Origin of the sequence: Enterococcus sp. HMSC076E04, from assembly GCF_001814285.1 — a bacterium.
Classification (GTDB): domain Bacteria; phylum Bacillota; class Bacilli; order Lactobacillales; family Enterococcaceae; genus Enterococcus_B; species Enterococcus_B lactis.
In genome coordinates this window covers 166,700-189,358 of the sequence record NZ_KV815632.1, presented here as the reverse complement: position 1 = coordinate 189,358, position 22,659 = coordinate 166,700, and the positions used below count along the sequence as shown (strand labels likewise).

Genomic DNA, 22,659 nt, shown 5'->3' with positions numbered 1-22,659 from the left:
AACAATCCAAAAAACTCAGAGCTCATCTTCACTGACCAAACAATCCTTGCTCTCACCTACCAAGGTCTCTGTACTTATTTCCGATCAGCTACTCTTCTCTTCAACGCTTCATTATTTGCTAATTAATATCCCACTTTCGTTTCATTTTGTCAATCTTTTTTTAATAAAAAAATCGAGCAGTTTCTCTCTTATTTCATTTTCATCCATTCAATCCACTTATCCTAAATATTTCTTTCCTATTTTTTCATTTCCATCCATGCATGATAATATTCAATTCTGATATTGTTTTCGTCCGTATTTGTCAATAGATATTGTCCGATCACTTCTCCTGTTTCCCACCCTTTTTCATGCATTGTTTCTCTGACTTCTAAGATATTATTACGTTCCGCATGGTTCATCTCAGATTTCAATAAAAACCGGCGATAAATAGTCGTATCTTTTTTCTTCCAAATCACATCTTGGGAAAATAAATGTATCTCACTAGGGTCGATAAAAAAGCCGTACATCGTTTGCGAACTGGAAGCTGGCATACTCATCATTCCAAAACTCGAATAGTTCGGTAGAAATTGTTTTATTTCCACAATATCCTCAAATTCCGTTGAGATCATACAGTCAAAAGGGATCTCTTCTATAGGAAATTCTTCCTCGTTTGTATCGATCATCAATTTCAACTGTTTTTTTCGCGCCCTTATCTCTTTCTGTTTTTGTTTCATTATCAATAGTTCTTTATGGATTCTTTTTTCTGTTTCATCAAGTGTCTCATATAACTCCGTCAGCGTTTTACCATATAAATTCTTCATCTGCTTGATCGGTATATCTAATTTTCTATAAAAAACAATATCATAAAGCATAAAAATATCGTCGATATCAAACAAGCGGTAATCATTCTCTTCCTGTCTGCTTGACCGGATCAGACCCTGTTCATCCCAATAGCGAATCGTTGATTTTGGCAAATCGAACAGTTCTGATACTTGGCCGATCGTGTACATTTTTTTCATTTTTTCTCACCTCTTTTCTAGTTTATTCTTTTTTCTATTGACCTTCAAGCTACTTGAAGGTATAGAATCGAAAAGTATCAGGAAAAAGGAGGAATAATATGACTATCTTAAAAAAATTCTTACAGCAAAACAAAGGACTCGCTCTCCTTACCTTTGTGATGATCTGTTTACAAATCGCCGGTACATTAGGTGTACCAAAATTAGTAGCCAAACTGATCGACACAGGTATAGCAAGTGGCGAAGCCTCTGTTATCAAGAAAATCGGCGTTGAAATGCTACTTGTAGCATTTCTAGGAACGATCGCTGCAGTTGCCTCTAGTTACTTTTCAGCGTTGGCATCCGCTCGGTTTGGATTCCAGACACGGGAGAAATATTTCCGTAAATTCCAACAACTGTCAATGAAGGATATCAGCCGTTTCAGTTCTGGATCTCTTTTGACAAGAATGACGAATGATGTCGATAATGTCCAGCAAATGATTGTTTTATTTTGCCAAATGATTTTACCAGCACCAGTTATTTGCTTTTTCACCATCCTCATGATGTTTCGTTATTCTCTATTGCTTACATGGGTTACATTACTCTCTGTTGTTTTTTACGTATGGATCGTTTACCGACTGATGAAACGAGGAACGCCTTTATCTTTGAGTATCCAACCAAAAATGGATCGGATCACCATCACATTGAGAGAATTCTTTACGGGGATCAATATGATCCGTGCCTTTGATAATCAATCATATGAAGAAAAGCGAACGAATCAGACCTTTGAAGATTATGCTAGTCAAATGATCAAAGTGAACCGAATCTTTGCTTGGGTCACTCCAATTGCTTTTTTACTCATGGGAATCGTTTATGCTTCTATTTTGTGGTTTGGCGGAAATCTTGTGGCAGACGGGACGTTACAGATCGGGGTCGTGACCGCGGTAGTGGAATACTCTATGCTGACACTTGCTTATTTGATGATTGCAGCCATGGTACTGGTCATTATCCCTAAATCATTCGCCTCTTTACGACGAATAGAAGAAATACTCGAAGCAGAGATCGAAATTAAAGAAGAGACGATCCAAACAGTTGCTAAACCATCCTTTGCTCAGACAAATGCAGCAGCTTTTGAACATGTCACATTCAAATATACTGAAACTTCTGATCCAGTTCTAGAAGATATTGATTTTACAATACCTAAAGGAAAAACAACGGCGATCGTTGGCGGGACCGGATCTGGAAAAAGCAGTTTAGCAAAACTTCTCTTGAGACTAAGTGATCCTACTGTAGGAAAAGTGACCCTTGGTGGTATCCCTCTTACTCAAATGACACAGGAACAGATCCGCTCACACATCAGTTATGTCCCTCAAAAAGCTTTCTTATTCAGCGGTACGATCTTAAGCAACTTGCAGATGGGAAATGAACATGCCTTACCAGAAGAATTGGCTAAAGCGATCAAGATCGCCCAATTAGAAGAACTAGTGGACACTCTTCCGGATGGATTAGATAGCTTTGTTGCTCAAGGTGGTTCTAATTATTCTGGCGGACAGAAACAGCGGATATGCATTGCTCGAGCATTGATCAAACCAGCAGAAATCTATGTATTCGATGATAGTTTTTCCGCTTTAGATTATAAAACAGACGCAGCATTAAGGGCAGCACTCCATAAACACATGTCGGAGAAAACTCTCGTGATTGTTGCTCAACGTCTCAGTACGATCCAACAAGCAGATAACATCATTGTTTTAGATGAAGGAAAAATCGTAGGACAAGGTACTCATGAAGAACTATTGTCTAATTGTCAAACATATCAGGAATTTGCCAAATCACAAGGAATATAGAAAGAAGGGATTCGATGGAAAAGAAAAAAACGTTAAACACACGCGCTTTGATACGTTTTTGGAAAATGATCAAACCTGAACATAAATATTTTTACGGATTGTTTCTATGCAGTTTATTGGGCAACCTATTAGTTGTAGCCATGCCCCTGATCATGGGAATCGGGATTGATGATTTGTTGTCGCAAATAAGAAAAACAGGTATTGGACAGCTTACTTTCAGTGATATCAAACAGGCATTGCTGTTCCCTGTCTTATTGCTGATCGGCTGTTCAGTCCTAAGCAGTGTTGCTTCATTTATCCAAGAACGTACAATGGCAGCATTAAGCGAAAAGATCACATTGAGAGTGCGAAAAGAAATCACAAAAAAATTCAAAACGTTACCGATGTCGTTTTTTGATAATCATCAAGTCGGCGACATCATCAGTCGAACGACTACCGGACTCAATCAGCTTTCTCAAGTGTTATTGACAGGTATCAATCAATTTTTCACTTCTGTCGTAACAATAGCTGCTGCTGGTCTAATGCTGTTTTATATCGAAAGCAAGCTTACTTTGCTCGTCTTATTGCTGATCGTCGGAAGTTCAATTGTTACAACTAAAATTGCGAATAAAAACAAACAGATTTCTGAACAAAACCAATATGAACTAGGTGTCTTGAATAATCGGATGGAAGAAATATTAGCTGGTAATCTAGTGGTCAAAACATTCAATCAGCAAGCTCATGCAGAAGCTTCTATACATGAAGTAAACAAAAAACAATACAATGCTTTTAAACGTGCTCAATTTATGAACTTTGCCATCTATCCGGCAATCCGTTTCATCAATCAACTCGCCTTCATCATAAGTGCGGTATTCGGTGCTATACTCGTTCTTTCTGGCGGTGTAACGATTGGCTTCTTACAAGCTTACCTTCAGTACATCAATCAGATCTCTGAACCAATTTCCACTGCTTCTTATGTGATCAACTCGATCCAATCCGCAATGGCTGCAATCGAAAGGATCTTTGAGATATTAGATGAAACAGATGAAATTCCGGACTTACCAGAAGCAAAACTTTTGGAAGAACCGAAAGGAAAAATAGCTTTCAAAAATGTACAATTTGGTTACACATCGGATAAAATATTGATGAATCAAGTTGATTTTTCAGTAAAACCAAAACAAACTGTGGCGATCGTTGGACCAACTGGTGCAGGAAAAACGACTTTAGTTAATCTGCTGATGCGTTTTTATGAACTGAATAAAGGAAAGATCGAATTTGACGGCCGCGATATTACTAAGCTTTCGCGTGGAGAACTACGCCGTTCTTTTGGGATGGTCTTACAAAATACCTGGCTGTTTGAAGGAACAGTGGCCGATAATATTGCCTATGGGAAAATGGATGCCACGAGAGAACAAATTATCGAAGCGGCTGAAATCGCGCAATGTGATCACTTTATTCGAACACTGCCAGAGGGATATGATACAATCATCTCTAGCGAAAATGGTACGTTATCTCAAGGGCAGCAACAATTATTAACAATTGCACGGGTCATTCTGGCAAATCCCCCTGTCGTTATTTTAGATGAAGCAACTTCTAGTGTAGATACACGAACAGAAGCATTGATCCAGCAAGCAATGGAGGCTGTGACAAAAGACAGGACAAGTTTTGTCATCGCGCACCGTTTGTCAACGATTGAAAATGCAGATATGATCCTTGTAATGAAAAACGGCGATATCGTCGAAAAAGGAACGCATTCTGAATTACTCCAAGCACCAACGCTTTATGCTAGCCTTTATAATAGTCAATTTCAGGTAGCATAGCCAAAAGAGCGTGGGACAAAAGTAAAGAACACTTTTGTCTCACGCTCTAAACACGTATAAACGGCGGAAGCAGAAGCAACTCCTTCGGAAATAAGCTGAAATTCACAAAGATTTGAAAAGCAATTTTCGTGAATTCCTTCTTATTTCTTGGAGTTAAACGCTTCTGTCCCAGCCTCTTTGTCTCATTACTGGTTGAACACAAAAAATGTTAAAATATCTGAATGCAATCAGCTAAATATTTTGGAATGGCCTCGTATGTAGCTTTCCAGTCAGCAGGAGCAATTCTGATGGCTTTCATGAGTTTTTCTAAGCTTTTCTAAATGCAGCTAAATTTCTTGTTTCTTTTGTCATCATGACTTTTTTAACCCCTCATTTTCAACGACTTTTTCACGAACAGCCGATTGAATTACCAAAAATGTGGAGTATAGCGGCATTTATTCACTCTTTTTTTATCTTTTTTAGGTTATATCATTTTCAAGAATATAAAACAAAGTGTATGAGGATTTAAATAGCGAAAGGATGGGGAACGATCATCAAGATCATCGTTCCCCATCCATTTTTAACCATATTACTTATTAAAGATCTTAGGGCCTTTTCTCATGTTTTTACGATCATTCTTAGGTGTTTCCATTTGTTTGGATCGGCCTCCACCTTGTTTCTTTTTGATCAATTCTTTCATTTTTTCTTTTTGGTCCATTTTTATTCTCCTTTAACGAATGAAGCGACTAATTCGATATGATGGGTTTGCGGGAAAAGATCTACAGGCTGAACTTTCTTCACGGCATAACCTGCTTCTGCAAATAACTTAGCATCTCTTGCAAAAGTTGCCGGATTACACGAGATATAGACGATTCGTTCTGGTGACATTTCGATTGCTGATTCAATAAAATGATGATCTAATCCTTTTCGTGGAGGGTCAACTACGATCACAGATGGTTTAATCCCTTTTTCTTGCCATTTTTTCATGACTTTCTCTGCTTTTCCGACTTCATAATGAACATTTTCGATTTTATTATTTAAAGCATTGAACTGTGCATCTTCAATTGCTTCTGGAATAACTTCCATCCCATACACCTTATCCACTCTGTCTGCTAAAGACAAGCCAATCGTACCTATTCCTGAATAAGCGTCGATCACAATGTCTTTTTTATCTAACTCAGCAAACTCGATGGCTGTTTGGTACAGATACTCTGCTTGTTGAGTATTTACTTGATAAAATGACTTTGCTGAGATTCGATAGGTTTTTCCTAATAGCTGATCTTCGATATAGTCTCTGCCATATAAAACTTTTTCTTTGTCTCCTAAAATCACATTTGTTTTTTCTTCATTGATATTTTGGATGACCGAAACCACTTCTGGCAATTCTTCATGAATGGCTTCAGCAATTTCCTTGGATTTAAAGAATTTTTCTTTACGAGTAACTAAAACGACCATCATTTCATGGGAATAATGACCACGACGGATAATGATGTGACGAAGCTGTCCTTCATTTTTTTCTTCATTATATCCTCGTACTTGGAACCGTTGCAAGATATCTCTGACTACTTTGATTGCTTGATCGATGACAGGATCTTGGATATAAAAATCTTCGATAGGGACTAGATCATGGCTATTCTTTTTGTAAAAACCGGTGGCTAACTGTCCATCGATACGGCGAACAGGGATCTGTGCTTTATTACGGTAGCCGAATGGTTCTGCCATTCCGACAGTTGGAAGTACAGGAACTTCTGGCATCTTAGCAATCTTCGCCATTACATGCTCTACTTGTTTTTGTTTGAAGACAAGCTGTTGTTCATACTTCAAATGAGCTAAAGGTGCGATACCTGTGCGAAGTAATGCATTGTTTTCTACAGGCTGGCGATCAGGAGATTGTGTAATAAATGTTTCGACTTTCCCATACCCAAACTTATTGCCTGCTTTCACTACTAGTATTTCTACTTCTTCTCCAGGGAGTGCATTTTCGATAAACAATGGATAACCATCGATTTTTGCTACCCCCATTCCTTCATAACTCAAGTCGACGATTTCGACTGTATATCGTTCGTTTTTCTTTACTATTTGCTGTTCTGTCATATTTTGCTCCTTTAAGCCTATTTTTCAATCCTACTGAACTCTACTATAAATCAGCTAATTACACAACTAAAACCGGCACTGACCTTACTACGTTCAGCACCGGCTTTTGATTAATTCTTTTGATTAGGTGTTTCGTCTGCTATTTTTCCGTCACCGTCGATATCTTCATCCGTTAAACGTTCGACTTCTTTTACGAATTCTTTGCTGACAACCTCTAATTCTTCTTCATCTGTGCCTGTGATTGCTTCATCAGGAATCTGATCGGTATTGGCAAAGAACTCAATGTGTTGATGAAGATTTTGGAAATGCATCGGTGCTTCCCCGCCATATTCACCATCTAAGTTGATCATTACTGGTCGATTGATATCATCTTCTGTTTCGACGAACAAACTGCTTGTTTTGGTATAGATTACTCTTGGATCATCGACATGTCGACCGCCATTCAGCATGAGTGCCGCAATATGCAAGATCTCAAAGATATTTGCTGTCTTCACAATGATCAAAGAAAACTTGCCATCATCCAATTTGGCATCTGGCGCGATCTGTTCGAATCCTCCAACAGAGTTCGTCAGCCCTAGGAAAAACATCGAAGCATTTCCGATATATTCCCCTTCATCATACTTCAAGCGCATTTTGATTGGCTTTACTCGAGGTAGCATCTCTGCTCCTTTCGCAAGGTAGGCAAGATAACCAAAAATACTCTTTAGTTCTGATGGAACTTCATAAGTCAATTCTGTCAAATAGCCGCCTGCAGCGATATTGATGAAGTAACTGCTATCAGAAAGACCGATGTCCATTTTTACTGTTTGGTGTTTTTTTATTACTTCTGCTGCTGCTTTAATATTATCTCTAGGAATTTTTAATGCTCGAGCATAGTCGTTCGTCGTACCGGCTGGGATAATGGCCATTTTAGGACGGTGTTCAAGCGGAGCGATCCCATTGACCACTTCGTTGATCGTTCCGTCGCCCCCAGCTGCCACTACTAGATCAAAACCTAGTTCTGCAACTCTGCGTGCTTCATTCTTGGCTGAATCAGGTTCTGGTGTAGTGGCATAGGCGCTGGCTTCAAATCCTGCTTCTTCTAATGCCTGCAGGATATCCGCCAAATTTTTTTTTAATAATTCTTTTCCCGAGGTAGGGTTATAAATTACGCGTGCTTTTTTCATTTTCAGCCTCTAGCGTTTCGCTAATTCATCTTTAAGCAGCTTGTTCACGACACCAGGATTTGCTTGCCCTTTAGTTGCTTTCATGATTTGACCGACTAGGAAGCCAACCGCACGATCTTTTCCATTTTTGAAATCATCGACAGATTGTTGATTGTTATCCAAGATTTCATTAATGATTGGAAGAAGTTTGCTAGGATCAGATAATTGTACCCAACCATTTTTCTCAACAACTTCTTGCGCTTCTCCGCCATTTGTGATCAATTCACGGAAGACTTTTTTGGCGATTTTTGAGCTGATCGTTCCATCGGCGATCAAACGAATCATTCCTGCTAAGTTCTCAGGTGTCAATTTTGTCTCAGCTAATTCCAGTTTCTCACTGTTCAAGTAAGCAGAAACTTCACCCATCAACCAGTTAGATGCTTGCTTGGCATCTGCACCATTTTCCAAAACAGCTTCAAAGAAATCAGACATTTCTTTTGTAAGTGTCAATACCATTGCGTCATACTCTGGAAGACCAAATTCACGGATATAGCGTTCGCGACGAGAAGCTGGCATCTCAGGTAAACTAGCTTTTACTTTTTGAATCCATTCGTCATCGATCACGAATTTCGGAATATCAGGCTCTGGGAAATAACGATAATCACTAGAACCCTCTTTCACACGCATCAAAACTGTTTTATTCGTTGTTTCGTCAAAACGGCGTGTTTCTTGTTGGATTTCTCCTCCTGAAAGAAGAACTTTTGCTTGACGTTTTTCTTCAAAAGCTAAACCTTTTTTCACGAAAGATAAAGAGTTCAAGTTTTTCAATTCTGCTTTCGTACCGAATTCTTCTTGTCCATAAGGGCGGAGAGAAATATTCGCATCACAACGCATAGAACCTTCTTCCATTTTCACATCGCTGACTTCTGTAAATTGGATGATTGAACGTAATGCTTCTAGATAAGCGTATGCTTCTTCTGGTGAACGCATATCAGCTTCAGAAACGATTTCGATCAAAGGCGTGCCTTGTCGGTTCAAATCAACGTAAGAATAGCCGCCGATACCATGCATGTTTTTCCCAGCATCTTCTTCTAAATGGACCCGTTCGATCCGGATTTTTTTCTTCTTGCCTTCTACTTCGATTTCGATCCATCCGTCATGACCGATTGGTTGATCAAATTGGGAAATTTGATATGCTTTCGGATTATCTGGGTAAAAGTAATTTTTCCGGTCAAAATGAGTATCTTTAGAGATTTCGCAGTTTAATGCCAAAGCTGCTTTCATCCCGAATTCCAGCGCAGCTTTGTTCATTACTGGCAGCACGCCTGGATAACCCCAGTCGATCACGTTTGTATTGCTGTTTGGTTCTGCACCAAAATGAGCTGGCGCTGGAGAGAAAATTTTTGAGTTGGTTTTCAACTCGACGTGGACTTCTAGTCCAATGACTGTTTCAAAATTCATTCGTCTTTCCCTCCTAAAATAGCTGGTTGTTGTGTGTGGAATTCTGTTGCTTGTTCAAACGCATATGCCGCTTGATACATCGTTTTTTCATCAAAATAATTACCGATGATCTGCAATCCAACTGGTAATCCTTCTGACAATCCTGCCGGTACAGACATACCTGGAAGTCCAGCCAAGTTGACAGGGATCGTTAAGATGTCACTCATGTACATCGTGATTGGATCGTTGATGTTCTCACCGATTCCGAATGCCACTGTTGGTGAAGATGGTCCGATGATCAAGTCATAATCTGCAAAGACTTTTTCAAAATCTCGTTTGATCAATGTACGGACTTGTCCTGCTTTTTTGAAGTAAGCGTCATAATAACCCGCACTTAATGAGAATGTACCTAACATGATACGGCGTTTTACTTCTTCACCGAATCCTTCTGAACGTGAGTTGACATATACATCATCCAATGATTTCACGTTTTCAGAGCGATAACCATAGCGGATACCATCGAAACGTTGCAAGTTGGAACTTGCTTCTGATGAGGCAATGATATAATAAACAGCCACACCGTATTTTGAATGAGGTAAGCTGACTTCTTCCACAACAGCACCTAATGAACGGAATGTTTCTGCTGCTTTCAATACAGCTTCTTTTACGCCAGGGGCCACACCTTCGCCTAAGTATTCTTTAGGTAAAGCAATCTTCATTCCTTTGATGTCACCGGTCAGTCCCTCTGCAAAGTCAGGAACTGAAACGCCTGAAGAAGTACCGTCTTTTTCGTCATAACCACTGATAGCTGTTAATGCTAATGCGTTATCTTTCACCGTACGGGTCATTGGTCCGATTTGGTCAAGAGATGAAGCAAAGGCAATCAAACCAAAACGTGAGACACGGCCATAAGTAGGTTTCATTCCTACAATGCCGTTGAAAGCTGCTGGCTGGCGGATACTTCCCCCCGTATCACTACCTAAAGAAACTGGGATTTGTCCAGCTGCTACTGCTGCTGCAGAACCACCGGAAGAGCCCCCAGGTACTTTTGTTTGGTCCCAAGCATTTTTTGTTTTCTTGAAATAAGAAGTTTCTGTACTTCCGCCCATAGCAAATTCATCCATGTTTAGTTTACCAACAGGGATCATATCTGCTTGATAGATTTTATCCATGACCGTTGCATCATAAATTGGTTCAAAATTGTAAAGAATCTTAGATGCAGCGGTTGTCAAGATATCTTTTGTTACGATATTATCCTTGATCCCAATCGGAATTCCAGCAAGGATGTTGCTTTCATCAATCCCTTTTTCATCTAAAGCTTTTGCCTGTTCCAATGCTTTTTCTTCATTCAATGTGATGAATGCTTCGATCTCAGGCTCTGTTTCTTTGATTCGTTCAAATGTTGCTTTTGTCAAATCTTGTACAGTGATTTCTTTTGATACAAGCATATGATGTAGTTCCTCTAGAGAACGATTGTGTAATTTTGTCATTATGCGCCAGCCTCCCCATTATCGATGATTGCGGGTACTTTGATAAAGCCGTCTTCTGTTTCCGGCACATTTTTCAATAATTCATCCCGGTTCCATCCAGCTTGCGCCCGATCTTGTCGCATCACGTTTACTGTTTCGACAACATTCGACGTAAATGGAACACCTTCCGTATCTACTTCTTCCAGCATTTCCACCATATCGATGATTTTACCTAATTGGTCGGTAAAACTTGCAAGTTCTTCATCTGCGAACGCAAGTTTTGCTAATTTGGCAACGTGTTTCACTTGTTCTTCACTAATCGCCATACTACCCCTTCTTTCTAAACGAGTTAAAAACTTTGCTCTCTATTTTAACATAAGAGTGCTCTGTCTGAAATTATTTATTGAAATTTGTCTGAAAAAACTCAATATTTATTCTTTTGCTGAGTGGCTTTTAGCCAATGCTTCTGCCATTTGATCTTCTGTCCAAACTTCGATTCCTAATTCTTGTGCTTTGGTTAGCTTGCTGCCAGCATCTTCTCCTGCTACCACGATATCCGTTTTTTTCGATACGCTACCAGTCACTTTCCCGCCAAGATTTTCGATCGTCTCTTTTGCTTCTTCACGAGTCAATCGTGTTAGTTTACCAGTAAGGACTACTGTTTTTTCTTTAAAAGGCGACTCGACTTCTTGCAATTGGGTACTTCGAAGCCCTTTGTATTCGAAATTGACGCCTGCTTGTTTTAATTCATTCATCAATTCATGGACTTCTTCGTTACTAAAATAAGTGACTACACTGTCGGCAATGATATCACCGATCGTATCAAGCGCAATAATCGACTCATAGTCGCTTCTACTCAATGTCTCTAGATCACCAAAATGTTCTGCTAAAATTTTTGCTGCTTTCGCTCCGACATGTCGGATTCCTAATCCGAAAATCAACCGCTCGACCGAATTATCTTTGCTGTTGTCAATTGCTGTCAAAATATTATTTGCTGATTTTTCTTTTATTTTGTCCAACGTCAATAACTCTTCTTCTGTCAATTTATAAAGATCAGCAACATCTGCGACTAGTTTTTTGTCATACATCTGTTCAAGCACACGTGGGCCCAACCCGTCGATATTCATCGCATTTCTTGAGACAAAGTGATTCAAGCCTTCTTTCATTTGAGCAGGGCATTTAGGATTGATGCACCGTAGCGCTACTTCTTCATCCAAATGGACAAGTTCACTTCCACAAACTGGGCAATGTGTAGGTAATTGGTATTCTTCGCTGTCTTTAGGTCGTTTATCCAACACGACTTGCGAAACTTCTGGAATGATATCTCCCGCTTTATAAATCAGAACTGTATCTTTCAAGCGGATATCCTTCAACTTGATATAATCCCCATTATGCAGACTGGCACGGCTTACTGTCGTTCCTGCTACTCGGACCGGCGTCATGATAGCCGTTGGCGTCACTACCCCCGTTCGTCCGACTGTCCATTCGATGTTTTCGATCAGTGTTTCAACTTCTTCTGGGGGAAACTTATAAGCTGTTGCCCATCGTGGTGCTTTGACAGTAAAGCCAAGTTGATCTTGCAGCGAGAACTCATTCACTTTGATGACGATCCCATCAATCTCATAGGGCAAATCTACACGTTTATCATGATATTCCTCAATGTATGCCCATACTTCGTCAATCGAATGACATAGACGTTTTTCCCGATTCGTGTGGAATCCTATTTTTTCTAGCTCTTCTAGTGCATCATACTGTGTTTTTGCTTCCATAGGACCGAAATCAGCTACTGTGTATAAGAAAGTATCCAGGTTTCTTTTCGCTGTGATTTTAGAATCTAACTGACGTAAGGAACCGGCTGCGGCATTCCGAGGATTCGCAAAGATATCTTTTCCCTCTGCTTCTCTGTCTTGATTCAATTGAACAAATGAACGTTTTGGCATGAAACATTCGCCTCTTACTTCGATGTTCATCGGTTCTTTTAATTTGATTGGGACTGATCGGACAGTCTTTAGGTTTTCAGTGATGTTTTCTCCTACAGTCCCATCCCCACGAGTCGCTCCTCTAACGAAATTCCCATCTTCATAACGCAAAGAGACGGAAAGACCATCTATTTTTAGTTCGCAGCAATAATCGACTACACGTCCCACTGCTTTTTGTACACGTTGATCAAAAGCTATCAGCTCTTCTTTGCTGAAAACGTCGTTCAAACTGTAAAGCGGAATATCATGAGTGACTTTTTCAAACCCTTCTAATACTTTTCCGCCTACTCGTTGAGTGGGAGAATCCGACGTGATCAAATCAGGATATTGTTCTTCGATTGCTACTAATTCTGCGTATTCTTTATCATAAACATAGTCTTCCACTGTTGGTTTATCTTCTACGTAGTATTCGCGAGACCATTGGTTCAATCTTGTACGAAGTTCTTCTGCTCGTTTAGCAGCTTCGTCAATCGTCATTTCATGTTCCATCATTTACCCTCCACTACTAAGCTTTTTCAATTGGCGCAAAGGCAGCCAAAAGACGTTTTACTCCTTGACTTGGGAAAGCCACATCTAGTTCTAGATCCTTCGACGTCCCACTTACTCGGACGACTGTTCCTAGTCCCCATTTTTTATGTTTGACTTTATCTCCAGGTTTCCAGCTGTTCTTTTCCCCTCCAGTGGCACTTTTAGAGGAAACAACCGCTGTCTCTGGCTGTTTATAGCTATATGCTGCTGTTTTTTTAGCGAATACAGGTGTTTTTTTAGGCGTAGGACGCATGCCCTCGATTTCTAGCAATTCTTGATCGATTTCTTCTACAAAACGAGAAGGTCGGTTATATTGCGTCCGTCCATATAATGTTCTGGAGAAAGCATTGGTTAAATACAACGCTTCTTCTGCTCGCGTGATTCCCACATAAGCGAGACGACGTTCTTCTTCCAGTTCGCTTTCTTCCATCAATGCTCGAGATAAAGGAAAAACACCTTCTTCTAGACCAATCAGGAATACAACTGGAAATTCTAATCCTTTGGCTGCATGCAATGTCATCAATGTCACTTGCGAAGCGTCTTCTTCTAAATTGTCAATGTCAGAAACAAGTGCCAGATCGTTCAAGAAGACCGTTAGTTTTTCTTCTGGTGCATCAGCATCTTCTTCATTTTGCTGTTCGAACTGCTTATCGAATTCTTGTGTGACCGTTAAAAATTCCTCCAAGTTTTCGATGCGCGCTTGTGCTTCTAATGTATTTTGGATTTTTAAATCTTCCAGGTAACCGCTACGATCCAAAACCTCTTTCGTCAATTCTGTCACTGTCAAGTATGGGATCATCTGCGTGACTTCTTGAATCATCTCTCCAAATGCACCTAATTGCTGGCCTGCTTTTCCACCGATATTTGCCAGATCCACATTTTGGGCTGCTTCAAGCAGCGGCCATTCATGGAGAGAAGCAAAACTGCGTAGTTTTTCGATAGATCCTGGTCCGATGCCTCGTTTGGGCGAATTAACGATACGCTCAAAACTGATTGAGTCTTGAGGATTTGCCAGCACATTTAAATACGCTAAAATATCTTTGATTTCTTTACGATCGTAGAATTTGTGCCCTCCAACCATTTTATAAGGAATATTTGCTTTCAACAGGGTTTCTTCCATTACACGAGATTGTGCGTTCGTCCGGTACAAAATGGCAAAGTCGCCGTAATTTCGATGATTGCTTCGAATCTCTTCTTGCATCCGGTCTACGATAAAACGAGTTTCGTCTCGTTCATTATCTGCACGATAGTAAGTGATCTTGTTTCCTTCTTTGTTTTCTGTCCACAAGTTTTTTGGTTTTCGATTGCTATTGTTTTCAATGACTTGGTTTGCCGCGCTAAGAATGTTTTTCGTGGAGCGATAGTTTTGTTCCAGCAAAATCACTGCAGCATCTGGATAATCTTTTTCGAAATCCAAGATGTTCTGCATATCTGCACCGCGCCAGCCGTAGATACTTTGATCTGCATCTCCCACTACGCATAGATTTCTAAATCTACCTGCCAATAAATTGACCAACGTATACTGTGCATGGTTTGTATGTTGATACTCATCTACATGAATATAATGGAATTTGTTTTGGTAATATGTGAGTGAATCAGGATGTTCTTCAAATAACCGGATCGTATTCATGATCAGGTCGTCAAAGTCCATACATTGATTGTATTGAAGCTCTTTTTGATAAGCAGCGTAACATTTTGCCGCAATCTCTTCGTAATAACTGCCTTGCATTTTTGCAAAATCCTGAGGGGTCTGCAAGCTATTTTTTGCTTGGGAGATTGTTCCTAATATGCTGCGAGGATCATATTTTTTCGGGTCAATGTTCAGTTCTTTCAGTATCCGTTTCATCAAGGTCAGCTGTTCAGAAGAGTCGATGATCGTAAAGTTCCGGTTATACCCGATAAAATCAACATCTCTTCTTAAAATACGCACACACATTGAGTGAAAAGTCGATACCCAGACATCTTCGCCTCCAGATGCGAGAATCGCATTGACACGTTCTTTCATTTCTTTTGCAGCTTTATTGGTAAAAGTAATCGCTAGGATGTTCCAAGGATTGACTTCTTTTTCCTCAATCAAATAGGCAATGCGATGCGTCAACACTCTCGTCTTTCCACTTCCCGCACCTGCCATCAGCAATAATGGTCCGTCAGTGTGAAGAACAGCTTCTTTCTGACGGGGGTTCATCCCGTTTAATAATTCAGCTTTGGATGACATTAACAACATCCTTTCTTTTATCAATCTTGTTAATTATAGCATTTTCTTGGCTTTCATTAAACTAGCTAATTCAAAATCATTTGTTTCTTTTTATGGATTTCTCCTTGTCAATTCGTTGATTTCGCGCTAAATTAAAAGAAAGCGAGGCGTTTGAATGAAAAAAAAAGGAAAAATCAAGAAATTAGATAAAACTCAGATATATTTTATTCTAAAAGGAATATTCGTTGGACTACTGACAGGAATCGTGGTTAGCCTGTTTCGTTTATCGATCGAAAAGTTAGGCGATTTTGTTCGAAGCATCTATGAAATAAGTCGGGAACAGCCGATTTACTTAGTTGGTATGGCTATTTGCTGCATCCTTGCAGCATTTTTTGTGGGTTATCTGGTCAAAAATGAACCGGATATCAAAGGAAGCGGGATTCCACAAGTAGAAGGACAGCTTCGAGGGGAATTATCAATGAACTGGTTCTCTGTTTTATGGAAAAAGTTCATTGGTGGTGTACTTTCAGTTGGCGCAGGACTTTTTCTAGGTCGAGAAGGTCCTTCTATACAGCTTGGCGCAGCTATCGGACAAGGAGCTGGACAATTGTTTCGGAGTCCATCTTCAGAAGAAAAGATTTTGATTTCTAGCGGAGCAAGTAGCGGACTTGCAGCAGCATTCAATGCTCCTATCGCAGGATTACTCTTTGTTTTAGAAGAAATCCATCACTCCTTCTCTCCTCTTGTTTGGCTGACATCTTTTGCTGCGGCCATCACGGCTAACTTTGTCTCTCTTTATTTTTTTGGCTTAAGACCAGTTTTATATCTAGGGGATCTTCCTTCTTTGCCGTTGAAATATTATGGTTCTTTGGTGGTATTAGGCGTACTTCTAGGCGTCTTAGGTTTTATTTATCAAAAGGTCCTGCTGGCATTGCCAAAATTTTACAACCGATTGCCTTTACCAGCTTATTTTCATGGATTCGTTCCTTTCTTGCTGATTTTGCCGATTGGTTATTTATGGCCTAGTACGCTAGGCGGAGGCAATCAAATCGTTTTAGCTTTTGGACATGCTTCATTGCCAATCATTATGATTATCGGTTTGTTTGTTCTTCGATTCGTTTTTTCCATGATTTCTTATGGTGGTGGTCTTCCAGGAGGGATTTTCCTTCCGATATTGACATTGGGTGCTTTAATCGGTAGCTTTTATGGAAACATCATGGTTGATTTCGGGATGGATCCAATCTACATCAAGGATTTCGTCGTGATTGCCATGGCTGGTTATTTCACAGCAATTGGGAAAGCACCGCTGACAGCAATTATTTTAGTGACAGAAATGGTTGGCTCTCTCAATCATCTGATGCCTTTAGGGTTGGCTGCTCTTGTTGCTTATATCGTCAATGATCTTCTCGGAGGGAATCCGATCTACGAATCATTGTTGGAACGTTTACTTGGAAATAATCAGACCGCCGCTCTTAAAGGTGCAAGGACAACTTTTGATTTTCCAGTAACGGCAGAGAGTTCTTTAGACGGATTAATGGTGCGGGACTTCAATTGGCCTAAAAATATGCTGCTAATCTCTATACGCAGAGGAAATCAGGAAATCTTGACTCACGGTGATACGATCATGAATGTAGGAGATATTTTGGTAATCTTGACTGATGAAGCAAACTTACCAAGAATCAAGCAAGAAATCGAGGCTAAATCTTCGATCACAAATTTGAAGCAATCATTTTAACGAACCGAGAAGAACTATTTTATGGCACAACAACTATTCATCTATACTACTCATCTATACTACTTTGACTCTACAAAAAAAGAAGAGGCTGGATTTCCCCAGTCTCTTCTTTTTATTTCTATGCTTCTGCTACTGCAGGAGCTTTTCTCAACAAACCATAAATCACACCAGAGACGACTGCTCCGATAGCAATAAACACCAAATACATGATTGGGTGACTCAGTAAGAATACAACAAAAATTCCGCCATGAGGAGCCAGTAATTTGATTCCGAAAGCACCGACTAATCCGCCAGTTAAAGCAGAACCAATAATAAAACTTGGAATGGCACGAATCGGGTCAGCTGCTGCAAATGGAATCGATCCTTCCGTGACAAACGAAAGTCCCATCACGATGTTCGTCAAACCAGCATCTTGATCTGTTTTGCTGAATTTATTTTTGAACAAACGTGTAGCAACGAAAATCGCCAATGGAGGGACCATTCCTCCAGCCATAACAGAAGCCATCACAACACTTCCGCCAGTGGCAACAGTCGTAGCTAAAGTTGCTGTACCAAATACATAAGCGGCTTTGTTGATTGGACCGCCTAAATCTGCCGCCATCATTCCAGCTAATAATGCACCAAGTAAAGCAGCATTCGAACCACTCATACTTGTCAAGAAACCATTCAATGCATCATTGATTGCTTTCATAGGGACATTGACCAGCAACATCAGGAAACCAGTAATCAGTAAGCCAAACACTGGATAAAAGAGGATCGTTTTGATTCCATCCAATGATTTTGGTAAGTTCTTGAATAATTTACGTAAAAATACGATGACATAACCAGCCAAGAATCCACCAATCAGTGCGCCTAAGAATCCTGCGCCACCTGTATTAGCTAATGCACCAGCAGCAAATCCAACAATCAAACCAGGGCGGTCGCCGATACTTGAAGCAATAAATCCAGCTAATACCGGTAACATGAACCCAAATGCAGCTTGTCCGATTTGGTTGAACCAGCTAGCAGCTTGATTGTAGTTCCCCAGATTCGATAACTGGTCATGCGGCACGCCAATAAATTGGTCAATCATGAAAGAAAGAGCAATAGCGATTCCTCCACCAATAACGAATGGTAACATGTGTGATACGCCATTCATCAAATCTTTATAGATTCTTTGTCCGACAGTACCATCCGCGTTTCCTTCTTCTGAACTATTTTCTTTTCCGTCGCCATGGAATACTGGTGCAGTACCACTAAGGGCTAGATTGATCAACTCTTCTGGTTTACGGATACCATCACTGACTGGACGATTGATCAATTCTTTTCCGTCAAAACGGTTCATCTCTACTTTTTTGTCTGCTGCAACGATCACGCCTTCTGCACGAGCGATGTCTTCAGCAGTCAATCGGTTTTTGATTCCTTCTGAACCGTTCGTTTCGACTTTGATCTCCACTCCCATTTCTTTCGCTTTTTTCTTCAAAGCATCTTCTGCCATGTAAGTATGAGCGATTCCTGTTGGGCAAGCTGTAACGGCAACAACGAATTTTCTTTCTGGATGAGCAGAAGCTTCTGCAGCTTGTGTTTCTTGTTCTGCTTTTTCTTCTGCTTCTTTTTGCTCTTCAGCTGTTTGGAACAAGTCTTGGACTTCTTCTGGTGTACTTGCTTCTTTTAATTTCGCTACAAAATCTGCATCAATCAGCAATCGAGATAGTGCTGCTAATGCTTGCAAGTGTGTGTCGTTCGCGCCCTCTGGAGCTGCGATCATGAAAAACAGATAAGTCGGCTGTCCGTCTAATGCTTCATAATCTACACCTTTTTGGCTTTTTGCAAATAAAACTGTTGCTTCTTTGACTGCACTATTTTTCGCGTGAGGCATGGCGATTCCGTCACCAAGACCTGTAGAGGTTTGTGCTTCACGAGCTAGAATTCCTTCTTTATATGTGTCGATATCGGAAATCCGGCCGGCATCAAACATTTTTTGAACCATTTCATCGATCGCGCCTTTTTTATCAGTCGCTTGCAAATCCATGATCATTGCTTCTTTGACCATTAAATCCTTGATATTCATGATTATCCTCCTTGAAACTAATCAATTTTTGTGATTTCAACTTCTGGCAATAACTCATCAATCAGTTCGCGAGCTGCCAAGTCATCAGAAAAAGCCGTTGCGCTTCCACAAGCAACTCCCCATTTAAAGGCTTCGATCGGATCTTTCGTCCGGCTGTAAGCACCAATAAAACCGGCAATCATTGAATCCCCTGCACCTACTGAATTTTTCAATGGGCGAACCAATACATTCGTTTTATAAGTTCCTTGTTCTGTAAAGAGCAAAGCGCCGTCTCCAGCCATTGAGATCAGCACATTCTGTGCCCCTTCAGCTAGTAATTTTTTTCCATACGGAATGATTTCTTCTACAGATTGGAAGGTTGTATTGTAAAGCTCAGCTAATTCGTGATTGTTTGGTTTAATCAACAACGGTTTCTTAACAAGTGCATTTTTTAGATCATCACCTGTTGTATCGATTACGAAATCTGCACCTTTTTCTCGAATGATATCAATCAGTTCTTGATAAAATCCTTTTCGTAGGCTGGCTGGCGCGCTTCCTGACAATACGACGATATCTCCTTGTTCTACTGTCCCTAGTGCTTGCTTCAATTCATTGATTTCTTCGTCTGAAATAGCTGGACCTAAACCGTTAATTTCAGTTTCAGTATCTGATTTTAGTTTGATATTGATTCTTGTATCTTCTTGCACGTGTGTGAACAAAGATTTGATTTGTTCTTTTTCAAGCCACTTCGAAATAAATTCGCCAGTGAATCCTCCTAAAAACCCTAGTGCTGTAGATTGAGAATCAATCCGTTTCAAAATACGGGAAACATTGATCCCTTTTCCTCCAGGCAATTTGAAGTCTTCTTTCATCCGGTTCAAATCACCTATTTTTAACCCATCTACGCGTACAATATAATCAATTGATGGATTAAGTGTTACTGTGTAAATCATTGTATTGCCTCCTTAATTGTTGTCTTTTCACGGAATTCATTGATGAATTCTAATGGACAACGCTCGGTTATGATCGTGGCTGCTTCCAAAGGTGCAACAGAGGTGAAAGACAACTGGCTGAATTTAGTATGATCAATCAATACAAAGGTCTCTTCAGAATTTTTCATGGCTAAACGTTTAACAGCTGCTTCTTCTGGATCCGGTGTCGTGAATCCTTGCTCGATATGCGCACCGTTCATTCCCATAAACGCTTTATTGAAATGAAAATGTTTTAGTTGTTCTATCGCATTAGATCCTAAAACAGCATTGGTTGACAGCTTGATCGTTCCACCTAAAATGATCGTAGCAAGCTCCAAATCAACTAAATTTGCCGCATGTTGAACGGAATTTGTCACCACTGTGATTTGTTTTCCTTGTAAAAAAGGGATCATTTCTAAAGTAGTAGAGCCAGCGTCTAAATAGATGACATCTTCGTCATTAATGGTTTCAGCTGCCAATTTGGCAATCTGCTGTTTTTCATGAACGTTTTTGAGTGATTTTTCACTCATATTCTGCTCAAAATTCAATAATTGCTCTTTCTTAGCGCCGCCATGGACTCTTTCTAGAAAACCACCATTCTCCAACTCTTGCAAATCACGCCTTATCGTTGATTCTGAAGCATTCAAAAGGTTTACAAGGTCTTGTGATTTCACGATTTTCTGCTGTTCAAGCAAGTCTAGTATTTTTTGTCTGCGTTCCTCTGTAAGCATTTTCACGATCACCTCAATACAAATAATAGCATATTTTTTTTAGACTCGCAATACAAATCAGTCAAAATCGTTCACAAAAAATTATAAATCGGTCAAAAAAATAAAAAACCAGTCTTTTTTTGACTGGTTTCCTACTTTATTTGACTATTATCAAACTGTTTTATCGTTTGTTATTTTCGCTTCTTGTTTTTTTCATATAAACAGAAGCAGGTTTTCTTTCCTTATGAAGAAGGTAATAATAAAGTCCCATCCCACCAAACATGACCAAGAAACCGATGACTGATCGAATAGGAAAATTAGGAACAAAAAAGAGACAGACGGATAATAATGATGCTGGAACCATTATTCGATAATAAAGTTGTTTATCCATTTTCTTCACCTCATATTTTTTGTAAAGTAATCAATTGTTCTAATTCGCGATAATCTAAAAACTGCACACGCAGATGCTTCTCGCCTTTCTTGACATCAAATTGGACACTTCGCCGTTTTTTCTTTATTCGTTTGAAGGCAATATCAGTGAGTCTGTGTTTGATTTCCTTTAACGGTAAATCCGGCAGTGCTTCAGAAGGAACATAGATTCTTAATGATAAAAGATAATCTTGATATTTCTCATCTGTTACCTCTATTTCTAGATATTCCCTGATGTAATAACAATACGCTTCGATTCCATTGTCCAAAGCAACAGTCGGATCGATGATCTTATAGCACATCATTCGCGCGCGATTCTCGTCAACCCAAGGAAAATACGCCTGGGCATTCAGTGTTCCGCGAACACGTCTTTCTTTATAATTTCCTCCTTGAATATCATAACTTTTCGTTACAAAGAACGAGGCATTTTTTTTGGGAACAGGTTGCATCTGCGCATTTTGATACTGGACAGATTGAATCGTATGATCAGTATAAATGTATTCAACAAATGGTGGTTTCAGCAATCCCACGCCGTTATCCCAAGCAAGGTGGTCAAACCCAAGCTGGTCTCTAAAATAGGATTGGAATAGCTGATTGTTTGTTTTTTGCCAATTGAATGGGTCTCGATAAAGCTGGATATATATGACTTCGTTATCTAATTCTTTCACTTTTTCTACTTGTTGTGTATCGAGAAAAATCGGTTTGGGGATGATCTGATGGTAATAGTGACTGTAATACATTTCCCAACATGAGGTAAAACATAAGCCTTGATAAAAAAGATCGTAGCCTGGAAATTTATTGCAATCCACTACTACGTCGCCATTTTTCTGTTTCATTTTAGGTAAACGCTCGATTTCATCCATCGTCTCAAACAGCAGCCGCTGGGGAATCTGTTTTGTATTGTGATAGATAAACTCGCTATAAGCTCTCATATAAGCAAACACACCATGGGCAATCATTTTTTTCTGAATGAAATCTCGAATCAAAAACTGGTTTTCTTTGAAAACAGGGATAGCCAATACATTTTTTATCAACAATTGATTGCCTTCCAAACGAAAACTACACTCGTTCTCGTCATTCCCTACAACTAACCAGCTTTCGTCTCTTACCGATGCGAGCATTATTTTTTCTTGCAGTTTCCTAAGATCATACGGCTCCGCTTGTTGAGCGAAAGAGCGGATAAATGTTGGCTGGATCAACAGACGTGTCAAAACAGCCCAATCGCTTATTTCCTGTTTTTTTTCTTCCTCATTTAAGTCTGTGAGCTGGATAGTCATTAATAATTTATCTTCACCAATCATTTTCTCACCTCTTTCAAATCTTTTTATAATTCAATTATA

At 39.7% G+C, this 22,659-nt stretch carries 17 protein-coding genes and 1 other annotated feature (1 of these 18 running past the window's edge); of the genes, 3 read left to right on the top strand and 14 right to left on the bottom strand.

Annotation, left to right across the window (positions count from 1 at the left end; all coding sequences use genetic code 11):
• Window positions 1-113 (bottom strand) — a binding site (T-box leader); it reaches 119 nt to the left of the window's first position.
• A 123-nt stretch (window positions 114-236) separates the two neighbouring features.
• Window positions 237-998, bottom strand: coding sequence for a MerR family transcriptional regulator (locus HMPREF2961_RS13450; protein ID WP_002314859.1), 762 nt, complete (start codon window positions 996-998; stop codon window positions 237-239).
• 98 nt (window positions 999-1,096) lie between these two features.
• On the opposite strand from HMPREF2961_RS13450, the gene HMPREF2961_RS13445 reads away from it, so the two are divergent.
• A complete protein-coding gene (locus tag HMPREF2961_RS13445; RefSeq protein ID WP_070705041.1) occupies window positions 1,097-2,818 on the top strand; it encodes an ABC transporter ATP-binding protein in 1,722 nt (573 codons plus the stop codon).
• A gap of 14 nt (window positions 2,819-2,832) precedes the next feature.
• Window positions 2,833-4,617 carry an ABC transporter ATP-binding protein gene (locus HMPREF2961_RS13440; protein WP_002314857.1) on the top strand — a complete coding sequence of 595 codons (1,785 nt, stop codon included), beginning with the start codon at window positions 2,833-2,835 and terminating at the stop codon, window positions 4,615-4,617.
• Between the two features lie 568 nt (window positions 4,618-5,185).
• On the opposite strand, the gene HMPREF2961_RS13435 is transcribed toward HMPREF2961_RS13440, so the two are convergent.
• The 8 genes from HMPREF2961_RS13435 to pcrA all read right to left on the bottom strand — a co-directional run bounded on the left by HMPREF2961_RS13435 (window position 5,186) and on the right by pcrA (window position 15,466).
• Window positions 5,186-5,314: a 30S ribosomal protein S9 gene (locus HMPREF2961_RS13435; protein ID WP_002295229.1), complete on the bottom strand. Its 129-nt coding sequence runs from the start codon at window positions 5,312-5,314 to the stop codon at window positions 5,186-5,188.
• Window positions 5,315-5,316: 2 nt separating this feature from the next.
• The gene (gene rlmD / locus HMPREF2961_RS13430) at window positions 5,317-6,690 is read right to left on the bottom strand and encodes a 23S rRNA (uracil(1939)-C(5))-methyltransferase RlmD (protein ID WP_002314856.1); all 1,374 of its coding nucleotides are present in this window, start codon (window positions 6,688-6,690) and stop codon (window positions 5,317-5,319) included.
• Window positions 6,691-6,800: 110 nt separating this feature from the next.
• Window positions 6,801-7,856, bottom strand: a complete 1,056-nt coding sequence (locus HMPREF2961_RS13425) for a diacylglycerol kinase (protein ID WP_002292050.1) — start codon at window positions 7,854-7,856, stop codon at window positions 6,801-6,803.
• 9 nt (window positions 7,857-7,865) lie between these two features.
• The gene (gatB, locus tag HMPREF2961_RS13420) at window positions 7,866-9,296 is read right to left on the bottom strand and encodes an Asp-tRNA(Asn)/Glu-tRNA(Gln) amidotransferase subunit GatB (protein WP_002297526.1); all 1,431 of its coding nucleotides are present in this window, start codon (window positions 9,294-9,296) and stop codon (window positions 7,866-7,868) included.
• Window positions 9,293-10,765, bottom strand: a complete 1,473-nt coding sequence (gene gatA / locus HMPREF2961_RS13415; RefSeq protein WP_002297528.1) for an Asp-tRNA(Asn)/Glu-tRNA(Gln) amidotransferase subunit GatA — start codon at window positions 10,763-10,765, stop codon at window positions 9,293-9,295. The genes gatB and gatA overlap by 4 nt, the downstream gene beginning before the upstream one ends.
• Window positions 10,765-11,070, bottom strand: a complete 306-nt coding sequence (gatC, locus tag HMPREF2961_RS13410) for an Asp-tRNA(Asn)/Glu-tRNA(Gln) amidotransferase subunit GatC (protein ID WP_002288477.1) — start codon at window positions 11,068-11,070, stop codon at window positions 10,765-10,767. The genes gatA and gatC overlap by 1 nt, the downstream gene beginning before the upstream one ends.
• Window positions 11,071-11,175: 105 nt before the next feature.
• On the bottom strand, window positions 11,176-13,212 hold the full coding sequence (gene ligA, locus HMPREF2961_RS13405; protein WP_002306506.1) for an NAD-dependent DNA ligase LigA: 2,037 nt from the start codon (window positions 13,210-13,212) through the stop codon (window positions 11,176-11,178).
• 16 nt (window positions 13,213-13,228) lie between these two features.
• Complete coding sequence (pcrA, locus tag HMPREF2961_RS13400) at window positions 13,229-15,466, bottom strand: DNA helicase PcrA (protein ID WP_070705038.1); 2,238 nt, start codon at window positions 15,464-15,466, stop codon at window positions 13,229-13,231.
• 154 nt (window positions 15,467-15,620) lie between these two features.
• On the opposite strand from pcrA, the gene HMPREF2961_RS13395 reads away from it, so the two are divergent.
• Window positions 15,621-17,180: a ClC family H(+)/Cl(-) exchange transporter gene (locus HMPREF2961_RS13395; protein WP_002314853.1), complete on the top strand. Its 1,560-nt coding sequence runs from the start codon at window positions 15,621-15,623 to the stop codon at window positions 17,178-17,180.
• A gap of 118 nt (window positions 17,181-17,298) precedes the next feature.
• Here HMPREF2961_RS13395 and HMPREF2961_RS13390 read toward each other — a convergent pair whose 3' ends face one another.
• The 5 genes from HMPREF2961_RS13390 to HMPREF2961_RS13370 all read right to left on the bottom strand — a co-directional run bounded on the left by HMPREF2961_RS13390 (window position 17,299) and on the right by HMPREF2961_RS13370 (window position 22,620).
• The gene (locus HMPREF2961_RS13390; protein WP_002306502.1) at window positions 17,299-19,230 is read right to left on the bottom strand and encodes a PTS fructose transporter subunit IIABC; all 1,932 of its coding nucleotides are present in this window, start codon (window positions 19,228-19,230) and stop codon (window positions 17,299-17,301) included.
• Between the two features lie 17 nt (window positions 19,231-19,247).
• Window positions 19,248-20,162 (bottom strand): 1-phosphofructokinase, encoded by a 915-nt coding sequence (gene pfkB, locus HMPREF2961_RS13385; protein WP_002314852.1) that lies wholly within the window; start codon window positions 20,160-20,162, stop codon window positions 19,248-19,250.
• Entirely contained in the window at window positions 20,159-20,911 is a 753-nt protein-coding gene (locus HMPREF2961_RS13380) for a DeoR/GlpR family DNA-binding transcription regulator (RefSeq protein ID WP_002297539.1), read from the bottom strand. The genes pfkB and HMPREF2961_RS13380 overlap by 4 nt, the downstream gene beginning before the upstream one ends.
• A gap of 160 nt (window positions 20,912-21,071) precedes the next feature.
• Window positions 21,072-21,281, bottom strand: a complete 210-nt coding sequence (locus HMPREF2961_RS13375) for a hypothetical protein (protein ID WP_002314851.1) — start codon at window positions 21,279-21,281, stop codon at window positions 21,072-21,074.
• Window positions 21,282-21,291: 10 nt separating this feature from the next.
• Entirely contained in the window at window positions 21,292-22,620 is a 1,329-nt protein-coding gene (locus HMPREF2961_RS13370) for a hypothetical protein (protein ID WP_070705035.1), read from the bottom strand.
• Window positions 22,621-22,659 lie beyond the last annotated feature (39 nt).